The 17,088-nt window shown below is 48.9% G+C and carries 14 protein-coding genes; 6 read left to right on the plus strand and 8 right to left on the minus strand.

Annotation, left to right across the window (positions count from 1 at the left end; genetic code table 11):
* Positions 1–6 precede the first annotated feature (6 nt).
* The 4 genes from RSC70_RS04765 to fdhD all read right to left on the minus strand — a co-directional run bounded on the left by RSC70_RS04765 (position 7) and on the right by fdhD (position 4,582).
* The gene (locus RSC70_RS04765) at positions 7–1,308 is read right to left on the minus strand and encodes a GntP family permease (RefSeq protein ID WP_063586213.1); all 1,302 of its coding nucleotides are present in this window, start codon (positions 1,306–1,308) and stop codon (positions 7–9) included.
* A gap of 430 nt (positions 1,309–1,738) precedes the next feature.
* A complete protein-coding gene (locus RSC70_RS04770; protein ID WP_332541857.1) occupies positions 1,739–2,338 on the minus strand; it encodes a hypothetical protein in 600 nt (199 codons plus the stop codon).
* Positions 2,339–2,347: 9 nt separating this feature from the next.
* Positions 2,348–3,673 carry an AAA family ATPase gene (locus RSC70_RS04775; protein ID WP_332541858.1) on the minus strand — a complete coding sequence of 442 codons (1,326 nt, stop codon included), beginning with the start codon at positions 3,671–3,673 and terminating at the stop codon, positions 2,348–2,350.
* A 102-nt stretch (positions 3,674–3,775) separates the two neighbouring features.
* Complete coding sequence (fdhD, locus tag RSC70_RS04780; protein ID WP_038503067.1) at positions 3,776–4,582, minus strand: formate dehydrogenase accessory sulfurtransferase FdhD; 807 nt, start codon at positions 4,580–4,582, stop codon at positions 3,776–3,778.
* Positions 4,583–4,805: 223 nt separating this feature from the next.
* On the opposite strand from fdhD, the gene fdnG reads away from it, so the two are divergent.
* From fdnG to fdhE, 4 genes are all read left to right on the plus strand, one after another.
* A complete protein-coding gene (fdnG, locus tag RSC70_RS04785; RefSeq protein WP_282814796.1) occupies positions 4,806–7,856 on the plus strand; it encodes a formate dehydrogenase-N subunit alpha in 3,051 nt (1,016 codons plus the stop codon).
* A gap of 12 nt (positions 7,857–7,868) precedes the next feature.
* Positions 7,869–8,807: a formate dehydrogenase subunit beta gene (fdxH, locus tag RSC70_RS04790; protein ID WP_040046447.1), complete on the plus strand. Its 939-nt coding sequence runs from the start codon at positions 7,869–7,871 to the stop codon at positions 8,805–8,807.
* Positions 8,804–9,436: a formate dehydrogenase cytochrome b556 subunit gene (gene fdoI, locus RSC70_RS04795; protein WP_025799436.1), complete on the plus strand. Its 633-nt coding sequence runs from the start codon at positions 8,804–8,806 to the stop codon at positions 9,434–9,436. The genes fdxH and fdoI overlap by 4 nt, the downstream gene beginning before the upstream one ends.
* 94 nt (positions 9,437–9,530) lie before the next feature.
* Positions 9,531–10,460, plus strand: a complete 930-nt coding sequence (gene fdhE / locus RSC70_RS04800; RefSeq protein WP_025799437.1) for a formate dehydrogenase accessory protein FdhE — start codon at positions 9,531–9,533, stop codon at positions 10,458–10,460.
* A 96-nt stretch (positions 10,461–10,556) separates the two neighbouring features.
* Here fdhE and yigL read toward each other — a convergent pair whose 3' ends face one another.
* Together yigL and pldB are read right to left on the minus strand one after the other, a co-directional pair.
* Positions 10,557–11,360, minus strand: a complete 804-nt coding sequence (gene yigL, locus RSC70_RS04805; RefSeq protein WP_025799439.1) for a sugar/pyridoxal phosphate phosphatase YigL — start codon at positions 11,358–11,360, stop codon at positions 10,557–10,559.
* 16 nt (positions 11,361–11,376) lie between these two features.
* On the minus strand, positions 11,377–12,402 hold the full coding sequence (gene pldB, locus RSC70_RS04810; protein ID WP_130997926.1) for a lysophospholipase L2: 1,026 nt from the start codon (positions 12,400–12,402) through the stop codon (positions 11,377–11,379).
* A gap of 286 nt (positions 12,403–12,688) precedes the next feature.
* Between pldB and asd the strand changes: the two genes are divergently transcribed.
* Positions 12,689–13,792 carry an aspartate-semialdehyde dehydrogenase gene (gene asd / locus RSC70_RS04815; RefSeq protein WP_063586210.1) on the plus strand — a complete coding sequence of 368 codons (1,104 nt, stop codon included), beginning with the start codon at positions 12,689–12,691 and terminating at the stop codon, positions 13,790–13,792.
* Between the two features lie 47 nt (positions 13,793–13,839).
* Here the strand turns inward: asd and RSC70_RS04820 are convergent, their stop codons facing one another.
* A complete protein-coding gene (locus tag RSC70_RS04820) occupies positions 13,840–15,534 on the minus strand; it encodes a sensor histidine kinase (RefSeq protein WP_332541861.1) in 1,695 nt (564 codons plus the stop codon).
* A gap of 401 nt (positions 15,535–15,935) precedes the next feature.
* On the opposite strand from RSC70_RS04820, the gene RSC70_RS04825 reads away from it, so the two are divergent.
* Positions 15,936–16,436: a GNAT family N-acetyltransferase gene (locus tag RSC70_RS04825; RefSeq protein WP_332541862.1), complete on the plus strand. Its 501-nt coding sequence runs from the start codon at positions 15,936–15,938 to the stop codon at positions 16,434–16,436.
* On the opposite strand, the gene RSC70_RS04830 is transcribed toward RSC70_RS04825, so the two are convergent.
* Positions 16,419–17,057 carry a LuxR C-terminal-related transcriptional regulator gene (locus RSC70_RS04830; RefSeq protein ID WP_025799449.1) on the minus strand — a complete coding sequence of 213 codons (639 nt, stop codon included), beginning with the start codon at positions 17,055–17,057 and terminating at the stop codon, positions 16,419–16,421. The genes RSC70_RS04825 and RSC70_RS04830 overlap by 18 nt on opposite strands.
* Positions 17,058–17,088 lie beyond the last annotated feature (31 nt).

Raw genomic sequence — 17,088 nt, forward strand, 5'->3', positions numbered from 1 at the left:
ATTCCCTTAGATGAATCCATACATAATTGTTGCCACAATCGTCATTGTTCCGCCCACCATCGCCTCATAAGGGATTAACGCCATACGCTGTCTGATCGACATATGCATGCTGTCAGCGGTGACATGGAAATAGTTGCCTTGTGGTAAAGAGTCAATGACGGTGGCCCCCGTATGAACCATCACCGCAGAGGCCAATGGAGATAGCCCTACCTGCGAAATGGCGGTCCCGAAGGTACCTGTTGCTAAAATGACGCCGGTTGACGTTGAAGCCGTGGCGGCAGCCATGAGTATCCCTGATATTGGCGCTAAGAAAGTGCCTGAAATGCCTGAAATATCGATTAATTTAACAACTTCCATTGAAAGGTTTGACGCACCAATTAGCCCGGCAATTGCACCCGCGCCAATCAGAATTAATACCGTCGCCGTCATTTTTTCAACGCCAGAGGTTGTATAAGATATTATTTTATTTTTTTGTCCCATCGCGATCATGCCAACAATACCGGCAAACGGCAGAACATATAATGCATCAAGCTTAAAGTGAGATAACGCGTCAATATTAAGAATAGAACCAATCGGGTTAACCATCAGTAATACAATCGCAATCACCGGCGTAATAATGGCTTTATTCAACGGTGGTCTTGTTTGGTCGTCACCCTCTGTTTTAGACGAAATTAAATTAGCTTCTTTATCTGTGACCATCACCCCACGATGTTTAATCATAGAAGCGACAATAACGGTCATCGCGAGGCCAAAGAGTGCAGGAATAAAGCCGCCAATCATCACATCGCTCAGGCTAATATGAAAACCGTTTGCTGCGGCAATGGTATTTGGGTTTGGCGAGATAATATTCCCTGCCTTACCACCACCGGAAAGCGCCAACAGCAGCGCCAGCTTTGAGATCCCCATTTTATTGCCCACTTCCAGCGCAATAGGCGCCACGATAAGTACAGCAACAGGGATAAAGACGCCAACGGCGGTGATTACCATCGTTGCTAGGGCAAGCGCAAGAATCGCTTTTTTCTCACCCATTTTTTTAACGATAGCCTGCGCAATAGTACCCGCCGCGCCCGACTGCATCATCACGCCCGCTAACACTCCCGCGGCTAATACGCGAATAACCGTACCCATCACGCTTTGAGTACCGGTAATAATAATGCTTATAGTCTTACTTAAATCAGCGCCACCAATTATACAGCCAACAATGGCGCCGAAAAATAATGAATATACCGGATTGAATTTTTTTAGAATAAGAAATATTGCAACGAACAGCCCTATTAGGGCGCCATACCAACTCAGTAGGTCTTCCATTTTTATTCCCCAAGATGTTCTATTTTCACCCTAGATAATTCGAGTTGTAGGAAGGCGGCAAGTGAGCGAATCCTCAGTCGCTTACTCAAGTAAGTGACTGAGGTGAACGAGCGTAGCCAACGCACATACAACTTGAAGTATCACGGGTATATATATGTATTTTATAAGAGTAATATTCACCAATATATTGGTGCTTTAATAGTAAGGGATTAATCAACCTGAAGGTATGTGCTATTGCCTAGAAGATAGAGAGCAAAAGTTTTATTTTTTGGATAAGTGCACAACGCAAAGTGACGGCGATCGTACTTTTGGCCTATCGAGATAAAAAAGATATTCTTAACGGTTTCTAAACCCGCCTACGCAAGGACTCAAAAGGCAGCAACATAGCGATAGTTAACATACAAGACTACAGCCATATAAATAGCATCGATTAATCTGCCCAATCCTGCAGAAAGTAACGATAACTAAAATCATCAAGCAGGCTTACTTCCTTGTCTCGGCGTTGATAGTGTTGCAGTTCGCGCAAACGCCCTTTTTTTCTTTCTGGTAAGTTTAGCCCGTAGTGCTCAATGGTCACTTGTGCACGTCGCTGATGGTTTGAATCTACTGCCGCAGAGGGCTCAATGGCACCAGTGCTGTAATTGAGCATAAAATAGCCATCAAATTGGTAGGCCATATCATCGGCGATAAGCAAATCAGGATCAAACCGCTCGCGTTTTTGGCTTTGGCATTGATCACAACAAGGGTAAAGATTTTCCCACTTATAGGCTAAATCTGGATAAAGGCTTTTAGGTTTAAAATGTTCAATGGTCTTGCGGCTTTGTTCGCCAATTCCACCACCGTCACAAAACGCACAATGGCCGACATTCATTGTGAATAATATGTCTAATGTCGTGTCATATTTAAAACCCGCATACCAATAAAACTTATGCTTAGGGTTATTTTCTTTGGCTTGACGGTGTTGAACAGTAAGTGACTCCCAACATAAGGCTAAGTAGTCTGGGCACTCACTGCGGGTAAATTTATACATATTTGGCTCTTAGCCTTTCTTAGCAAGCCGCGTTATTTGACGCAGTTCCATACTCACGATGGTTGCAACTTCAGAGCCTTTGCTGCTTAATTCTGCCGCCAACGCAACGAGCTGGCTATCATCTTGTGGATTGGATAAATAGGCCTTTTTTAGCTGATAGAATTTTTCAAGCAACGCTTCAGTTTCAACGTCAAATTGCTCTTCAATGCCAAACACTTCATCTAAAATCAGCTGATAGCTTTTACCTGCGGCAGACGGGGTTGGCGTTATCACCTCTGCCGATGCAGGATCTCTACATACCGTTCTCTGAGGATCTGGCAGGCGGTAAACAAAGGCATCCTCAACGGAGCCCACTACAAAAGGTGAGTGAGTTGAGACAAACACTTGTGCATTTGGTAGCAGTCTTTGAATGGCAGGAAGGATTCGGCGCTGCCATTTAGGGTGTAGATGAATATCAACCTCGTCAAGGAATAAGATAATAGGCTGAGAAAAAATATCGCGATTTTCTTGCCAAGGAATAGCGTCCAGCCTGCGAGCTAAATCGGCAACCCAACTTATAATAGACTTCAGTCCATCAGGAAGAACCTCAAAACTAACTTGCTCATCCCCAATAAGCATTTCAATATCTAAAGATTGAACCTGTAGTTTAAAATCAATATCTAAATCGCAAATGTCTTTTAAAAAACCCCTCACTTTAGTGATTGCACCATCATATAAAAGTGCAACATTAGAAGCGTCATTAATTGATGAAAGAACGCTCTTCATTCGATTTCTTGCAACCCAATTTAAAAACCCCTCCGTATTTACAGGATTGAAAAAAGATAAAGAATTTTCAAATGGTGATAATTCAATATCTTGTGAAATATCTATTTTATTTTGAACATGACTATGCTGATAGCCGGAGTATGCAAATACAGAAAACGGAAATGTTATCATCTTATCAGATGTAAAATTCCGGATTGAGTGATGCCTTTCCTTTATTACTTCATGATTGGAGCCAATCCAGACACTGTAATCGGTACCGACAAAATCCTCATCAAAGTGTCTGCCAATATAAGAACCTTGCTCCTCATTGAACAGATAATTTATCCTGCCCTGAGATGAACGAAATCGCTTAACAATGGGAGATTGCCCAGTAAAGTGTCCTTCAAACACCGCCGCCAACGCATACAGCAGAGTACTTTTCCCACAGCCATTTGGACCGGTGAAAATATGGATTTCCGCTTTCTCAGCGTCTTTTTCTTCGCTTTTGATCTGTGGAAAATCAAAATGGGTATGCTCAAACACGCCAACATCGCGCAGTGTTATGCTTTCTAATCGGTATTGTTGACGCATCTGATGTTCCTTGCCGTGTTTGAGTATAAACGCTGCTTATTTTATACAGCAATTGCCTTCAAAGCACCGCTCTAGCGTGACTTCTGCGCAGCGCTTCGCAAACTACCGCAGCCGCTGCGGGTGAGTAAATACCGTCCCACGTCCCGGTTTGCTAAAACCAACCAGCGTGAGATTGCATTTTTCGGCAACATCGATCGCCAGCGTAGTGGCTGCCGATACGGCAAACAAAATTTCGACGCCGCACATCGCCGCTTTTTGTACCATTTCATAGCTTGCTCGGCTGGAAACCAGTACCGCGCCTTGCGTCCACGGCTGCTTAGCACGTATGCCCAGTAGTTTATCAAGCGCCACATGGCGACCAATATCCTCGCAGCCTCCGAGCAATTCACCTTGCGGATCAATCCACGCCGCAGCATGAGTACAGCCGGTGAGGTCACCGATTTGTTGCACGCTACGCAGCTGGCGCAATGCCTGATCCAAATTTTGTAGATCAAACGTTTGAGTGAACGGTAACGGCTCTAGCGGACGAACGACATCGGTGATCTGCTCGACGCCACACACACCGCAACCGGTTCGCCCAGCCATCGAACGCCGACGCTCTTTGAGCGCCATAAAACAGCGGCTTGAAAGCTCAATTTGCACTTCTACTCCGTTACAGGCAGGCACCACGTCCATACCGTAGATATCCTGCGGAGTACGAATAATGCCTTCTGAAAGCGAAAATCCGAGCGCAAAAGCCTCAAAATCCTTCGGCGACGCCATCATCACCACGTGAGAGATGCCGTTATACACCAGCGCAACCGGGACTTCCTCCGCCACCCAATCAGGCTGAGAAGTGTGCAGTTGCCCACGTTGTTGCACCATTGTCTGACGAACGCCATTAACTGGATTATTATTTAAAAAACTCATCTTATTCACGTCTTTGATACCTACCTGTAACAACCACAGGATTCATGTGGTAGTATTTAAGCACAAAGCGACTCCGCTCGCCGCTAAGAGTGAGCAAGTCCGTTAAGTTCTTATGACTCTAAACCTGCCATATCGAAAAATTGCGCGCGGGTTTAACGATGAATTTGCAAACAAACCAAATAAAACACACTTTTTGAAGCAATGTGATAGGAAGGAGATCACCATGCAGGTCAGCAGAAGACAGTTCTTTAAGATCTGCGCTGGCGGTATGGCAGGCACCACGGCTGCGGCGCTGGGCTTTGCTCCAGCGGTAGCGCTCGCGGAAACTCGGCAGTACAAACTGCTACGAGCACGCGAAACCCGTAATACCTGTACATACTGTTCTGTCGGCTGTGGGCTATTGATGTACAGCCTCGGCGACGGCGCAAAAAACGCAAAAGAAAGCATTTTCCACATTGAAGGGGACCCGGACCATCCGGTAAACCGTGGCGCTCTGTGCCCGAAAGGCGCAGGTCTGGTGGATTTCATCCACAGTGAATCTCGTCTGAAATACCCTGAATACCGCGCTCCCGGCTCTGATAAATGGCAACGCCTCACTTGGGACGATGCTTTTGAGCGCATCGCCAAGCTGATGAAAGCCGACCGTGACGCCAACTTTATTCCCACTAACGATCAGGGAACCACGGTTAACCGCTGGCTCTCAACCGGTATGCTCTGCGCCTCTGCATCGAGCAACGAAACAGGTTTATTAACCCAAAAATTTAGTCGCGCCCTCGGCATGCTTGCCGTGGATAACCAAGCGCGCGTCTGACACGGACCAACGGTAGCAAGTCTTGCTCCAACATTTGGTCGCGGTGCGATGACAAACCATTGGGTTGATATTAAAAACGCCAACCTGATCGTCGTTATGGGTGGCAACGCCGCCGAAGCGCATCCCGTAGGGTTCCGCTGGGCGATGGAAGCCAAGATCCATAACAAAGCCAAGCTGATTGTTATCGATCCACGCTTTACCCGAACTGCCTCGGTGGCAGACTTTTACACGCCGATCCGCTCTGGTACCGACATTGCCTTCCTGTCGGGCGTATTGCTGTATCTGATAACCAACAACAAAATTAACGCTGAATACGTTAAGAACTACACCAACGCCAGCCTGCTGGTGCGCGAAGACTATGCCTTCGACGACGGTTTATTCAGTGGCTATAACGAAGAAAAACGTACCTACGACAAAACGACCTGGAACTATCAGCTCGACGAAAACGGCTTCGCCAAACGCGATGACACACTGCAAGATCCGCGCTGTGTGTGGAATATGCTGCGTGAACACGTCAGCCGCTATACGCCGGAAGTGGTGGAAAACGTCTGCGGCACGCCAAAAGCCGATTTCCTCACCGTTTGCGAATATATCGCTGAAACCAGCGCCGTCGATAAAACAGCCTCGTTCCTGTATGCCTTGGGCTGGACCCAGCACTCCGTCGGTGCGCAAAACATTCGCACCATGGCGATGATCCAGCTGCTGCTGGGCAACATGGGGATGGCCGGTGGTGGCGTTAACGCCCTGCGCGGTCACTCCAACATTCAGGGTCTAACCGACTTAGGATTGCTGTCCACCAGCCTGCCGGGCTATCTCAATTTGCCGTCAGAAAAACAGGCCGATCTGCAAACCTATCTTGCTGCGACAACGCCAAAACCAACGTTACCGGGTCAGGTGAACTACTGGGGCAATACGCCTAAGTTCTTCGTTAGCCTGATGAAATCTTTCTACGGTGATAAAGCGCAGAAAGAAAACAACTGGGGCTTTGATTGGCTGCCGAAGTGGGACAAAGGCTACGACGTTCTGCAGTATTTCGAGATGATGTCGCAGGGCAAAGTGAATGGCTATCTATGCCAAGGCTTTAACCCTGTGGCTTCGTTCCCGAACAAAAACAAAGTGGTGAAATCACTCTCCAAGCTGAAATTCTTGGTGACGATTGACCCTCTGAATACGGAAACCTCGACCTTCTGGCAAAACCATGACGAATTCAACGACGTTGATCCGTCACAGATTCAGACAGAAGTCTTCCGCTTGCCTTCAACCTGCTTTGCCGAGGAAAACGGTTCGATCGTGAACTCTGGCCGCTGGCTGCAATGGCACTGGAAAGGAGCCGACGCCCCAGGTGAGGCGTTAAATGACGGTGAAATTCTGGCCGGTATTTTCCTTCGTCTGCGTGAAATGTACGCCAAAGACGGCGGCGCCGTGCCTGAGCAAGTGCTTAATATGACGTGGGATTACCTCACGCCAGAAAATCCTGCGCCGGAAGAAGTGGCAAGGGAAAGCAACGGTAAAGCGCTGGCTGATTTGATTGACCCAGCTACCGGTGCCGTTCTGGTGAAAAAAGGCCAACAGCTTAGTTCTTTTGCTCAGCTGCGTGACGACGGCACCACCTCAAGCGGCTGCTGGATCTTCGCCGGAAGCTGGACGCCAGAAGGTAACCAGATGGCGCGCCGTGACAATAGCGATCCGTCCGGTTTAGGCAATACTTTAGGTTGGGCATGGGCATGGCCGCTGAACCGCCGCATTCTGTATAACCGCGCTTCAGCCGATCCATCGGGTAAACCGTGGGATCCAAAACGTCAGTTGCTGGAGTGGGACGGCGCAAAATGGTCAGGCATTGATATTCCTGACTACAGCACCGCCGCGCCAAACAGCGGTGTCGGCCCGTTCATCATGCAACCGGAAGGTATGGGACGACTGTTTGCGATTGATAAAATGGCCGAGGGCCCATTCCCTGAACACTATGAACCGTTTGAAACGCCGCTGGGAACCAACCCACTGCATCCAAACGTGGTGTCTAACCCTGCTGCTCGCGTGTTTAAAGACGATCTGGCTGCCATGGGTAAAGCCGATAAGTTCCCCTACGTGGGCACCACTTATCGTCTGACCGAGCATTTCCACTACTGGACTAAACATGCCCTGCTGAACGCCATTCTTCAGCCTGAGCAGTTTGTCGAAATCGGTGAAACGCTGGCAGAGAAAAAAGGTATCAAGCATGGCGATACTGTGAAAGTCAGCTCCAACCGTGGCTACATCAAAGCCAAGGCGGTGGTGACCAAACGTATACGCACGCTGAAGGTGGACGGCAAAGATATCGATACCATCGGTATTCCAATCCACTGGGGCTACCAAGGCGTGGCAAAGAAAGGCTTTATCGCCAATACCCTGACACCGTTTGTCGGTGATGCCAACACGCAAACGCCAGAGTTCAAGGCGTTCCTGGTCAATGTGGAAAAGGTGTAACGGAGACGCATTATGGCTTATCAATCTCAGGACATAATCCGGCGCTCTGCCACCAATTCCCTGACGCCGCCTCCCGAGGCGCGTAACCATCAGGAAGAAGTGGCAAAGCTGATAGATGTGACCACCTGTATAGGCTGCAAAGCCTGTCAGGTGGGCTGTTCCGAATGGAACGACATCCGTGATGAAGTTGGTCATAACGTCGGGGTGTACGATAACCCCGCCGATTTAACCGCTAAATCTTGGACGGTGATGCGTTTTTCCGAAGTTGAGGAAAACGGCAAGCTGGAATGGCTTATCCGCAAAGATGGCTGCATGCACTGCGCCGATCCGGGCTGCCTAAAAGCCTGCCCATCGGAAGGCGCAATCATTCAGTATGCCAACGGCATTGTCGATTTCCAGTCAGAGCACTGCATCGGCTGTGGTTACTGCATCGCAGGCTGCCCGTTTGACGTACCGCGCATGAACAAAGAAGACAACAGGGTGTACAAATGTACCCTATGCGTCGACCGCGTGACCGTGGGACAAGAGCCCGCCTGCGTGAAAACCTGCCCAACCGGCGCCATTCATTTTGGCACCAAAGAAGCGATGAAGAATCTTGCCGCAGAGCGTGTTGCCGAGCTGCAAACCCGCGGCTTTGCAAATGCAGGGCTGTACGATCCTGCTGGCGTCGGCGGTACTCACGTAATGTACGTATTGCACCACGCCGACAAGCCAGAGCTCTACCATGGTCTGCCGAAAGATCCGACCATCAGCCCAACCGTACAGTTCTGGAAAGGTGTTTGGAAACCGCTGGCCGCCATTGGCTTTGCAGCCACGTTTGCCGCCAGTATCTTCCACTACGTAGGCGTTGGCCCTAACCGCGTTCACGACGAGGAAGAAAACGAGGTGGATGGCAAAGTCGACGATATCCCGCCAGATACCGAACAGCACGATAAGGAGGAGCGCAAATGAAGAAGGAAAAGCCGATTCAGCGTTACTCAGCGCCAGAGCGGATTAACCACTGGGTGGTGGCGTTCTGCTTTATTGTGGTATCCATCAGCGGCTTGGGGTTCTTTTTCCCCTCGTTTAACTGGCTGATGAATGTCTTTGGTACGCCGCAGCTCGCACGCATCCTGCATCCCTTCTTTGGGGTGGTGATGTTCGCTTCGTTCCTGATCATGTTCTTCCGTTATTGGAAACATAACCTGATCAATCGCGAAGACATCACATGGGCAAAAAACATTCATAAGATCGCGATGAATGAAGAAGTGGGTGATACCGGTCGCTATAACTTTGGGCAGAAGTGTGTGTTCTGGGCCGCCATCGGTAGCCTGCTCCTCCTTTTGGCCAGCGGCATCGTGATTTGGCGTCCTTATTTCGCCGATGCGTTCTCCATTCCAGTGATCCGTTTGGCGCTGATGGTGCATTCATTCGCCGCAGTGCTGCTGATTATTGTTATTATGGTACATATCTATGCGGCGCTGTGGGTGAAAGGTACGATCACCGCGATGGTCGAAGGCTGGGTACCTGCTGCATGGGCCAAAAAACATCATCCGCGCTGGTATCGAGAAGTGAAAGCCAAAGAGCAAGAGCGGAAGTAACCTTATCTCCTCCATACGCCAGCGTCGTTTTGCGCAGGCATCTCCCCCTGATAAGGGGGAGAACGAGAGGAGGTCTTAACACTGGATCAATTTCATGAGCATTAAAATCGTCCCGAAAGAACAGCTAGGTGCAGAACGCGAAAAATCAGGTGGTTTAGACAATATTCCTCCCGTGCTGTTTGCTAACCTCAAGAGCCTCTATTCCCGCCGCGCGGAACGTCTGCGTCAACTTGCGGAAAATAATCCTCTGGGCGACTACCTGAATTTTGCAGCGGCGATTGCTGATGCTCAGCAAAAAGCATTGCACGACAATCCATTAACCATCGATTTAACCCAAACGCTAACTAACGCAGCCGCCATGGGCAAACCGCCTCTGGACACGAGCATTTTCCCACGCACTCATCACTGGCACACCCTGTTGCAGGCGCTGATTGCCGAACTGATGCCTGATGCGCCAGAGCATGTTCAGCCGGTGCTGGAGAACCTATCTAAGACATCTGACTCTGAGCTGGAAATCATGGCGAAGGATCTGTTTGCGGGTAACTACGGCGTCGTCGGCAGCGATAAAGCCCCATTCATCTGGGCTGCGTTATCTTTATACTGGGCGCAAATGGCAACCCAAATTCCGGGCAAAGCCAAAGCCGAATATGGCGAACATCGCCAATTCTGTCCGGTATGCGGCAGCATGCCGGTAGCCAGCGTCATTCACATGGGCACCACTAACGGCTTGCGTTATTTGCACTGCAATCTGTGCGAAAGCGAATGGCACGTAGTACGCGTAAAATGCACCAACTGCGAACAAACGCGCGATCTGAACTACTGGTCACTCGACAGCGAAAATGCCGCCGTTAAAGCAGAAAGCTGTGGAGATTGCGGGACTTACCTGAAAATGGTTTATCAGGAAAAAGACCCGAAAGTTGAGCCTGTAGCCGACGACTTAGCAACGCTAGTGCTCGATGCAAAAATGGAAGAAGAAGGCTTCGGGCGCAGCAGCATTAACCCGTTCCTGTTCCCAGGGGAATAAACCCCACCCGTTCTATTTCTTCATAAAAAAACCCGCCGATGCATGGCGGGTTTTTTATTGCAGAGGAGCACGATTGATGTTTTCCCAACTTAAAAATCAGCTCTCTAAATACATCTTCCGCAGATAATGCGGTACTGCATCGTCAACGTTGCTGCCAATCACTTCCAGATTTGGCAACGCGTCTTTCAGGCGCTGATGAGAATCGCGCATGATGCAGCCTTTACCCGCCATCGACAGCATTTCCATGTCGTTCATGCCGTCGCCGAAAGCGATACAATCTTTAAGCGTATAACCCAAGAGCTTTGCCACATATTCCAGCGCGTGGCCTTTTGATACGCCACCCGCCATCACTTCCAAGCAGGTTGGCAGTGAGAAGCTGACGTTTACACGGTCGCCCCAGCGTGCATTGATAGCTTCTTCCAACGGCAGCAGTTTTTCATGAGTATCGCTGGTGAAGTAGACTTTACAGATGCCGTCGGTAGGTAAAAATGCCGGTTCAAATAGCTGATAGTGGAAAACAGACTCTTGGAAAAACTCTTTCTGCTCAGGGCTTTCACGGTTCATAAACCAATCATCATTACGATAGACGTTGGTCAGAATGTCTGGGTCGTTATGCACGATGTTATAAAGATCGCGGGCGATATCTTCATCCACGTTATGGCTGAAAATCAGTTCACCGGCGGTGTTATGTACACGCGCACCGTTTGACGTGATCATGAAAGCGCTGATACCTAAACTGTCTCTAACCTGTGCAATATCAATATGATGACGGCCTGTGGCAAACACAAAGTTTACCCCTAGCTGGGTCAGCTGTTGCAAAGTTTCACGGGCAAACGGAGTCAATGTATGTGCAGGTGACAGCAGGGTGCCGTCCATATCAGAAGCAACAATGTGGTACATAAAGTTTGTTCTAACCTCAGCTGGGGTTGGCGGCAGTTTCTGCCGACGAATCGGAGTGAAGAGCGTAAAAATGCAAAATGGCATTTAACGCCTCAGTGCGCATTGCGTCCCGTTCAAACAGGATCTCATGGCGTGCGCCCTTAATAATATGGGGAGCCCCACCGTAAGGTGGATTCCCCGCTTTCGTGAGTGACTGACAAAAAGCAAAATGCGATGCGTTTGCAACGACCCGATCATCACCCGCTTGTAATAACAGCAGCGGCGCGGTGATATTTTCAGCGCTGGCGATGGCACGCTCTCCCGCCTGAATACTTTCGCGCACCCAGTGGTAAGTCGGCCCGCCGACCTGTAATTCAGGATAATCAGCGTAATAGCGTAAAAAACGGCGATATCGAACCCGACTATGAGTGAGTTCATTAACAATAAAAGGCAATGGACGCCAATGCCCGGTGCCTAATGCGTAATTATCCCGCATTTTAGGATAACGTTCTGCCCAGTCCGCAATTCGCTTGGCAGCCCATAATGGCATGGGCAATTTTATCCCTGTCATGGGCGCACACAGTGCGGCGGCGGTAACGCCCTGCGGCTTACGAGCCAAAAACAGCCCGAGTATCGCACCGCCCATGGAGTGGGCCAGCGCAAAACGCTGTTTGTAGGGTTTAGATAAAATTTCTTGCTGCCACAGAATCTCTAAATCATCGACGTAATCATCGAAACGGACAACGTGACCGCGGTGATGGTCGTCCAACATTCGCCCTGATTTTCCCTGACCACGATGATCAATAATCACCACGTCATAGCCGCTGTGAAACAGATCGTAGGCGAGTTCGGGATACTTCATGTAGCTTTCGATGCGCCCTGGAGAAACCAGTACCACACGGGAATGCTGTTTTGACGTAAAGCGGACAAACCGAATCGAAACATCGTCCACGCCCATAAAAACCTCTTCCTGACGCTGTTGCCAGAAATCGAGTAATGGACCGGTGGTAAATGCGGCGAATTCGTTCTCGCGCTGTAACCAGCTTTGGTTCAGAGGAGGCATAGGAGCCGTTATTGTCCTTTGGTAATTTTGTGAGCAATCGCACAAGAAATAGCTGTTTCGTATTGTGGCATAAAAGCGTTCGTTCAGGGAGTGATAACCATATTGTCGGCGGAACATGAACCAAAAAGGTGATTATTAGTTACACACATGAATACATTCTCCCATATCGAATAAATTCACTTGCGCATCGTCACACATTTTGTAAGTTTGGTTAATGGGGCAAGCCCCACCGCACAGACAGGCGGCTTTAATTTCTTAATATAAAAACTCCAAGGCAGGACTACATATGAAAAACGTTGGTTTTATCGGTTGGCGCGGGATGGTCGGCTCTGTGCTCATGCAACGCATGATTGAAGAACGCGATTTTGACGCCATTCGCCCGGTTTTTTTCTCCACATCTCAGCACGGTGAACCTGCGCCAACCTTTACTGGTCAGCAAGGTACCTTGCAAGATGCGTATGATATCGACGCGTTGAAGGCGTTGGACATTATCATCACCTGCCAGGGCGGCGATTACACCAACGAGATTTACCCTAAGCTGCGCGCCAGCGGCTGGCAAGGTTACTGGATTGATGCCGCGTCTTCGCTGCGCATGAATGAAGACTCAGTCATTATCCTCGATCCGGTTAACCGCGATGTGATTCATGATGCGCTCAACAAAGGTATTAAAACCTTCGCGGGCGGTAACTGCACCGTAAGCCTGATGCTGATGTCTCTGGGCGGCCTATTTGCCAATAATTTGGTCGATTGGGTATCCGTGGCGACTTATCAGGCAGCCTCCGGCGGCGGTGCGCGCCATATGCGTGAGCTGCTCAGCCAAATGGGTATGCTGCATAACAGCGTTGCCAAAGAGCTACAAAACCCAGCTTCCGCCATTTTAGATATCGAACGCAAAGTCACTGAACTAAGCCGCAGCGGCACGCTGCCAACCGATAATTTCGGCGTACCGCTAGCGGGTAGTCTGATCCCTTGGATCGACAAAGCGCTGGATAACGGTCAAAGCAAAGAAGAGTGGAAAGGTCAGGCTGAAACCAACAAGATTTTGGCCACCAAAGAGATCATTCCCGTCGATGGTTTATGCGTGCGCGTTGGTGCTCTGCGTTGTCATAGCCAAGCTTTCACGATCAAGCTCAAACAAGATGTCTCCCTGCCTGAAATCGAGCAAATGCTGGCCAGCCACAACGACTGGGTGAAAGTGGTTCCGAATGACCGCGAGCTTAGCATGCGAGAGTTAACGCCTGCCGCCGTCACCGGTACGCTGTCAACGCCAGTCGGGCGCTTACGTAAGCTGAACATGGGGCCACAGTACCTTTCTGCATTTACCGTTGGCGATCAGCTGCTATGGGGCGCCGCGGAACCTCTGCGTCGCATGCTGAAGTTTGTACTGTAAATGATTAGCCCTCTCCTTCGTTGGAGAGGGTTTCCATTCCGTCACTATCACGCCTCGACCACCACCTTCGGCACGCGAATCACAATACGGGTAAATTTATCAGCCTCTCTTTCCACGCTCACACCAAACCTATCGCCATAGCGAGCTTTGATCCTACGATCGACCAGGTTCATGCCTAAACCATCGCCGCGTGGTTTGGACTGATAGAGACCCGCATTATCTTCAACGCTAATCAGAATATCGTCGCCCTCTCTCCAGCTATGCAAGCGAACCTCGCCCACACCGAACAGCTGCGACGTGCCATGCTTAATCGCATTCTCCACAATCGGCTGCAACGAAAACGCGGGTAAACGTATGTGCAGTAAGGACTCATCGATATCAAAATCAATCATTAGGTGATCGGAGAAACGCGCTTTCTCTATTTCCAAATAAGCTTTTACATGTTCAATTTCATCACCCAGCGTCACTTCGTCGCTGCTGCGTTTTAGATTTTTGCGGAAAAACGTCGACAGTGAAAGCACCAGCTTGCGCGCATGGTCGGGGTCACGCCGGATCACCGCTGATAAGGTATTCAGCGCGTTAAATAGAAAATGGGGATTCACCTGCGCATGCAGCAGCTTAATCTCAGACTGAGCTAATAATTGCTTCTGCTGCTCATATTTGCCCGCCAATATCTGTGCCGAAAGCAAATGAGCAATACCTTCACCCAATGTACGGTTAATACTGGAGAACAACTTATTCTTTGGCTCATACAGTTTGATGCTGCCTACCACGCGGTTATCTTCACCGCGCAGCGGGATCACCAGCGTCGAGCCAAGCTTACAGTTCGGCGTAACCGAACACTGATACGCCACTTCGTTGCCATCGGCATAGACCACCTGATCAAGCTCAATGGCGCGATGCGTGTGATGGGAGGTAATGGGCGACCCCACTAGATGGTGATCGTCACCAATGCCTATAAATGCCAACAGCTTTTCACGATCGGTGATCGCCACTGCGCCAACCCCTAATTCTTCATACAGCACCTTGGCAACTTTCATGCTGTTTTGCGGGTTAAAACCTTGCCGCATGACACCTTCAGCTCGAGCCGCAATTTGTAGGGCTTTGGAGGAGAACGCCGAAGTGTACTTTTCAAAGATCGCCCGCCGATCGAGCAAGATCTGCATAAACATGGCCGCACCAACGGTGTTGGTGATCATCATCGGCAAAGCGATATTTTCCACCAGCTCTTCGGCCTCCCAGAACGGGCGCGCCACGATCAAAATGATCAGCATTTGGAAACACTCAGCCAAAAATGTAATTGCAGCAATCACCAGCGGTTGGAACAGCAGATCTAACCGATTATTTTTCAGCATATAGCGATGTAACAACCCACCGACCAAGCCTTCCACCACCGTGGAAATCATACAGGCCATTGCCGTCATGCCGCCCATCGAATAACGATGTAGGCCACCGGTCAATCCCACCAGAAAGCCCACCGATGGCCCACCAAGAACCCCACCTAAAACGGCGCCTATGGCACGAGTATTGGCAATCGAATCATCGATGTGCAGGCCAAAATAGGTACCCATGATGCAAAACATCGAAAAGGTGAGATAACACACCAACTTATGCGGTAAACGAATAGTGACCTGCATCAGCGGGATAAACAGCGGGGTTTTACTCAACAAATAGGCGATAACCAGATACACGCACATCTGTTGAAGCAGGGAGAGAATTAAATCGATCTGGCTGACACCCATGGAAAATATCCTTCATTCACATGGCAGGTTTCACATGGTAAATAGTGTAACTGATCGAGGAGCAGCGACCGTGCTTTTATCCCCAAAAATCATAGGCGATACTCGAAGCACTGCCGAATTTAGGCAAAAAAAAAGCCAGCACCCGAGCTGGCTAAAAAAACACTGGAAGCAATGTGAGCAATGTCGTGCCTTCTCGAAAGGACTCCTTGGATAGCGTGAGTCAAATATGAGCTACTTGACTGACGTTTCTCTAAGGTTGTCTTCCCTAGAACGCACGGCAATGATAATCATTATCAATATCACTTGTAAAGCGTTTTTTTATCTATTAATAACCCTACTAAAATAGTTTTTATCCTTTATATTGAATGGGTTATTTGCTAACTCGTTGACAGGAAAAACAAATGGCCGAGATTATAATTCGCGCAGCAACGCCAAAAGATGTCGAAGAATTGCACAAATTACATACTTATCCGCAGGTCTACGCCCAAACGCTACAGCTTCCGTATGCCACGACAGAAGTTTGGGAAAAACGACTTAATCAAACGCCGGCTGGCACCTATCATCTCGTGGCGGTGCATGAAAATGACATCGTGGGATGTGTGAGTTTAGACGCCTATCAGCGGCCACGTATGCGCCACAGCGGAACATTTGGCATCAGCGTTAGACATGATTTTCAAGGGCGCAGCGTGGGAAGCAAATTGATGACAGCGATGCTGGAACTTGCCGACAAATGGCTGGATTTAAAAAGAATTGAGCTTACGGTGTTTACCGACAACGTCGGCGCCATCGCGCTATATAAAAAATTTGGTTTTGAAATGGAAGGCACCAGCCGTAGCTACGCTTATCGTGATGGTGATTACGTTGATGCATTCCATATGGCGAGACTACGCGTGCTCCTGTAGCAACCCTTCCTTGTGGCTGACCAGATAACGACAGAAATTGGCGTGGTTGGTTAGCCCAAGCTTGCGCATTGCGCTACGCTTATGACCACTAATCGTTTTCTCACTCACCTTCAATTTACGCGCAATTTCTCCGAGCGTTTGTCCCTGCTGCAAACAACTCATTACCCTTTCTTCGCTACGCGTTATCTTAACATCGGCTTGTTTTCCTCGCTTTTCAAGGAAGCCTCTAATGGCATCGCTATGATCAATCACGCCCGATAATAAACGAGCCAAAATCGCCTCACGCAGCGACGAAATTGGTTCCTGCTTAGACAGTAATGTATAAGTGTTATGTGAGATGACTCTCGACAAAACATAAGGATCTTCCGAGCGCGTTAAGACGATCACTGGAAGTTTAGGAAAAGCCGCCTTCAGAAAATGCAACGTATCTAATGCGCCTGATAAGCCATATTCAAAAGGAACAATTTCGATAATTAATGCATCAAATGGTTTTAGCGTGTGCTCAAGAACAAACTGAGAACATAGATTGAAGGGCTGACATTTGATATCCATGCCATCCATGCAACTATATATTCCCATCGCATCAACATGAGAGGTTTCAACTAATGCAATTCTTAACATTTTATCCCTAATGATAATTATATGAGGAAAA

The sequence above is a fragment of the Hafnia sp. genome (assembly GCF_036648275.1).
In the GTDB taxonomy this organism is placed as follows: domain Bacteria; phylum Pseudomonadota; class Gammaproteobacteria; order Enterobacterales; family Enterobacteriaceae; genus Hafnia; species Hafnia alvei.

Coding starts and splice junctions, on each gene's coding strand:
- RSC70_RS04765 (WP_063586213.1), bottom strand. CDS start 1,308: ATGGAAGACCTACTGAGTTGGTATGGCGCCCTAATAGGGCTGTTCGTT.
- RSC70_RS04770 (WP_332541857.1), bottom strand. CDS start 2,338: ATGTATAAATTTACCCGCAGTGAGTGCCCAGACTACTTAGCCTTATGT.
- RSC70_RS04775 (WP_332541858.1), bottom strand. CDS start 3,673: ATGCGTCAACAATACCGATTAGAAAGCATAACACTGCGCGATGTTGGC.
- fdhD (WP_038503067.1), bottom strand. CDS start 4,582: ATGAGTTTTTTAAATAATAATCCAGTTAATGGCGTTCGTCAGACAATG.
- fdxH (WP_040046447.1), top strand. CDS start 7,869: ATGGCTTATCAATCTCAGGACATAATCCGGCGCTCTGCCACCAATTCC.
- fdoI (WP_025799436.1), top strand. CDS start 8,804: ATGAAGAAGGAAAAGCCGATTCAGCGTTACTCAGCGCCAGAGCGGATT.
- fdhE (WP_025799437.1), top strand. CDS start 9,531: ATGAGCATTAAAATCGTCCCGAAAGAACAGCTAGGTGCAGAACGCGAA.
- yigL (WP_025799439.1), bottom strand. CDS start 11,360: ATGTACCACATTGTTGCTTCTGATATGGACGGCACCCTGCTGTCACCT.
- pldB (WP_130997926.1), bottom strand. CDS start 12,402: ATGCCTCCTCTGAACCAAAGCTGGTTACAGCGCGAGAACGAATTCGCC.
- asd (WP_063586210.1), top strand. CDS start 12,689: ATGAAAAACGTTGGTTTTATCGGTTGGCGCGGGATGGTCGGCTCTGTG.
- RSC70_RS04820 (WP_332541861.1), bottom strand. CDS start 15,534: ATGGGTGTCAGCCAGATCGATTTAATTCTCTCCCTGCTTCAACAGATG.
- RSC70_RS04825 (WP_332541862.1), top strand. CDS start 15,936: ATGGCCGAGATTATAATTCGCGCAGCAACGCCAAAAGATGTCGAAGAA.
- RSC70_RS04830 (WP_025799449.1), bottom strand. CDS start 17,057: ATGTTAAGAATTGCATTAGTTGAAACCTCTCATGTTGATGCGATGGGA.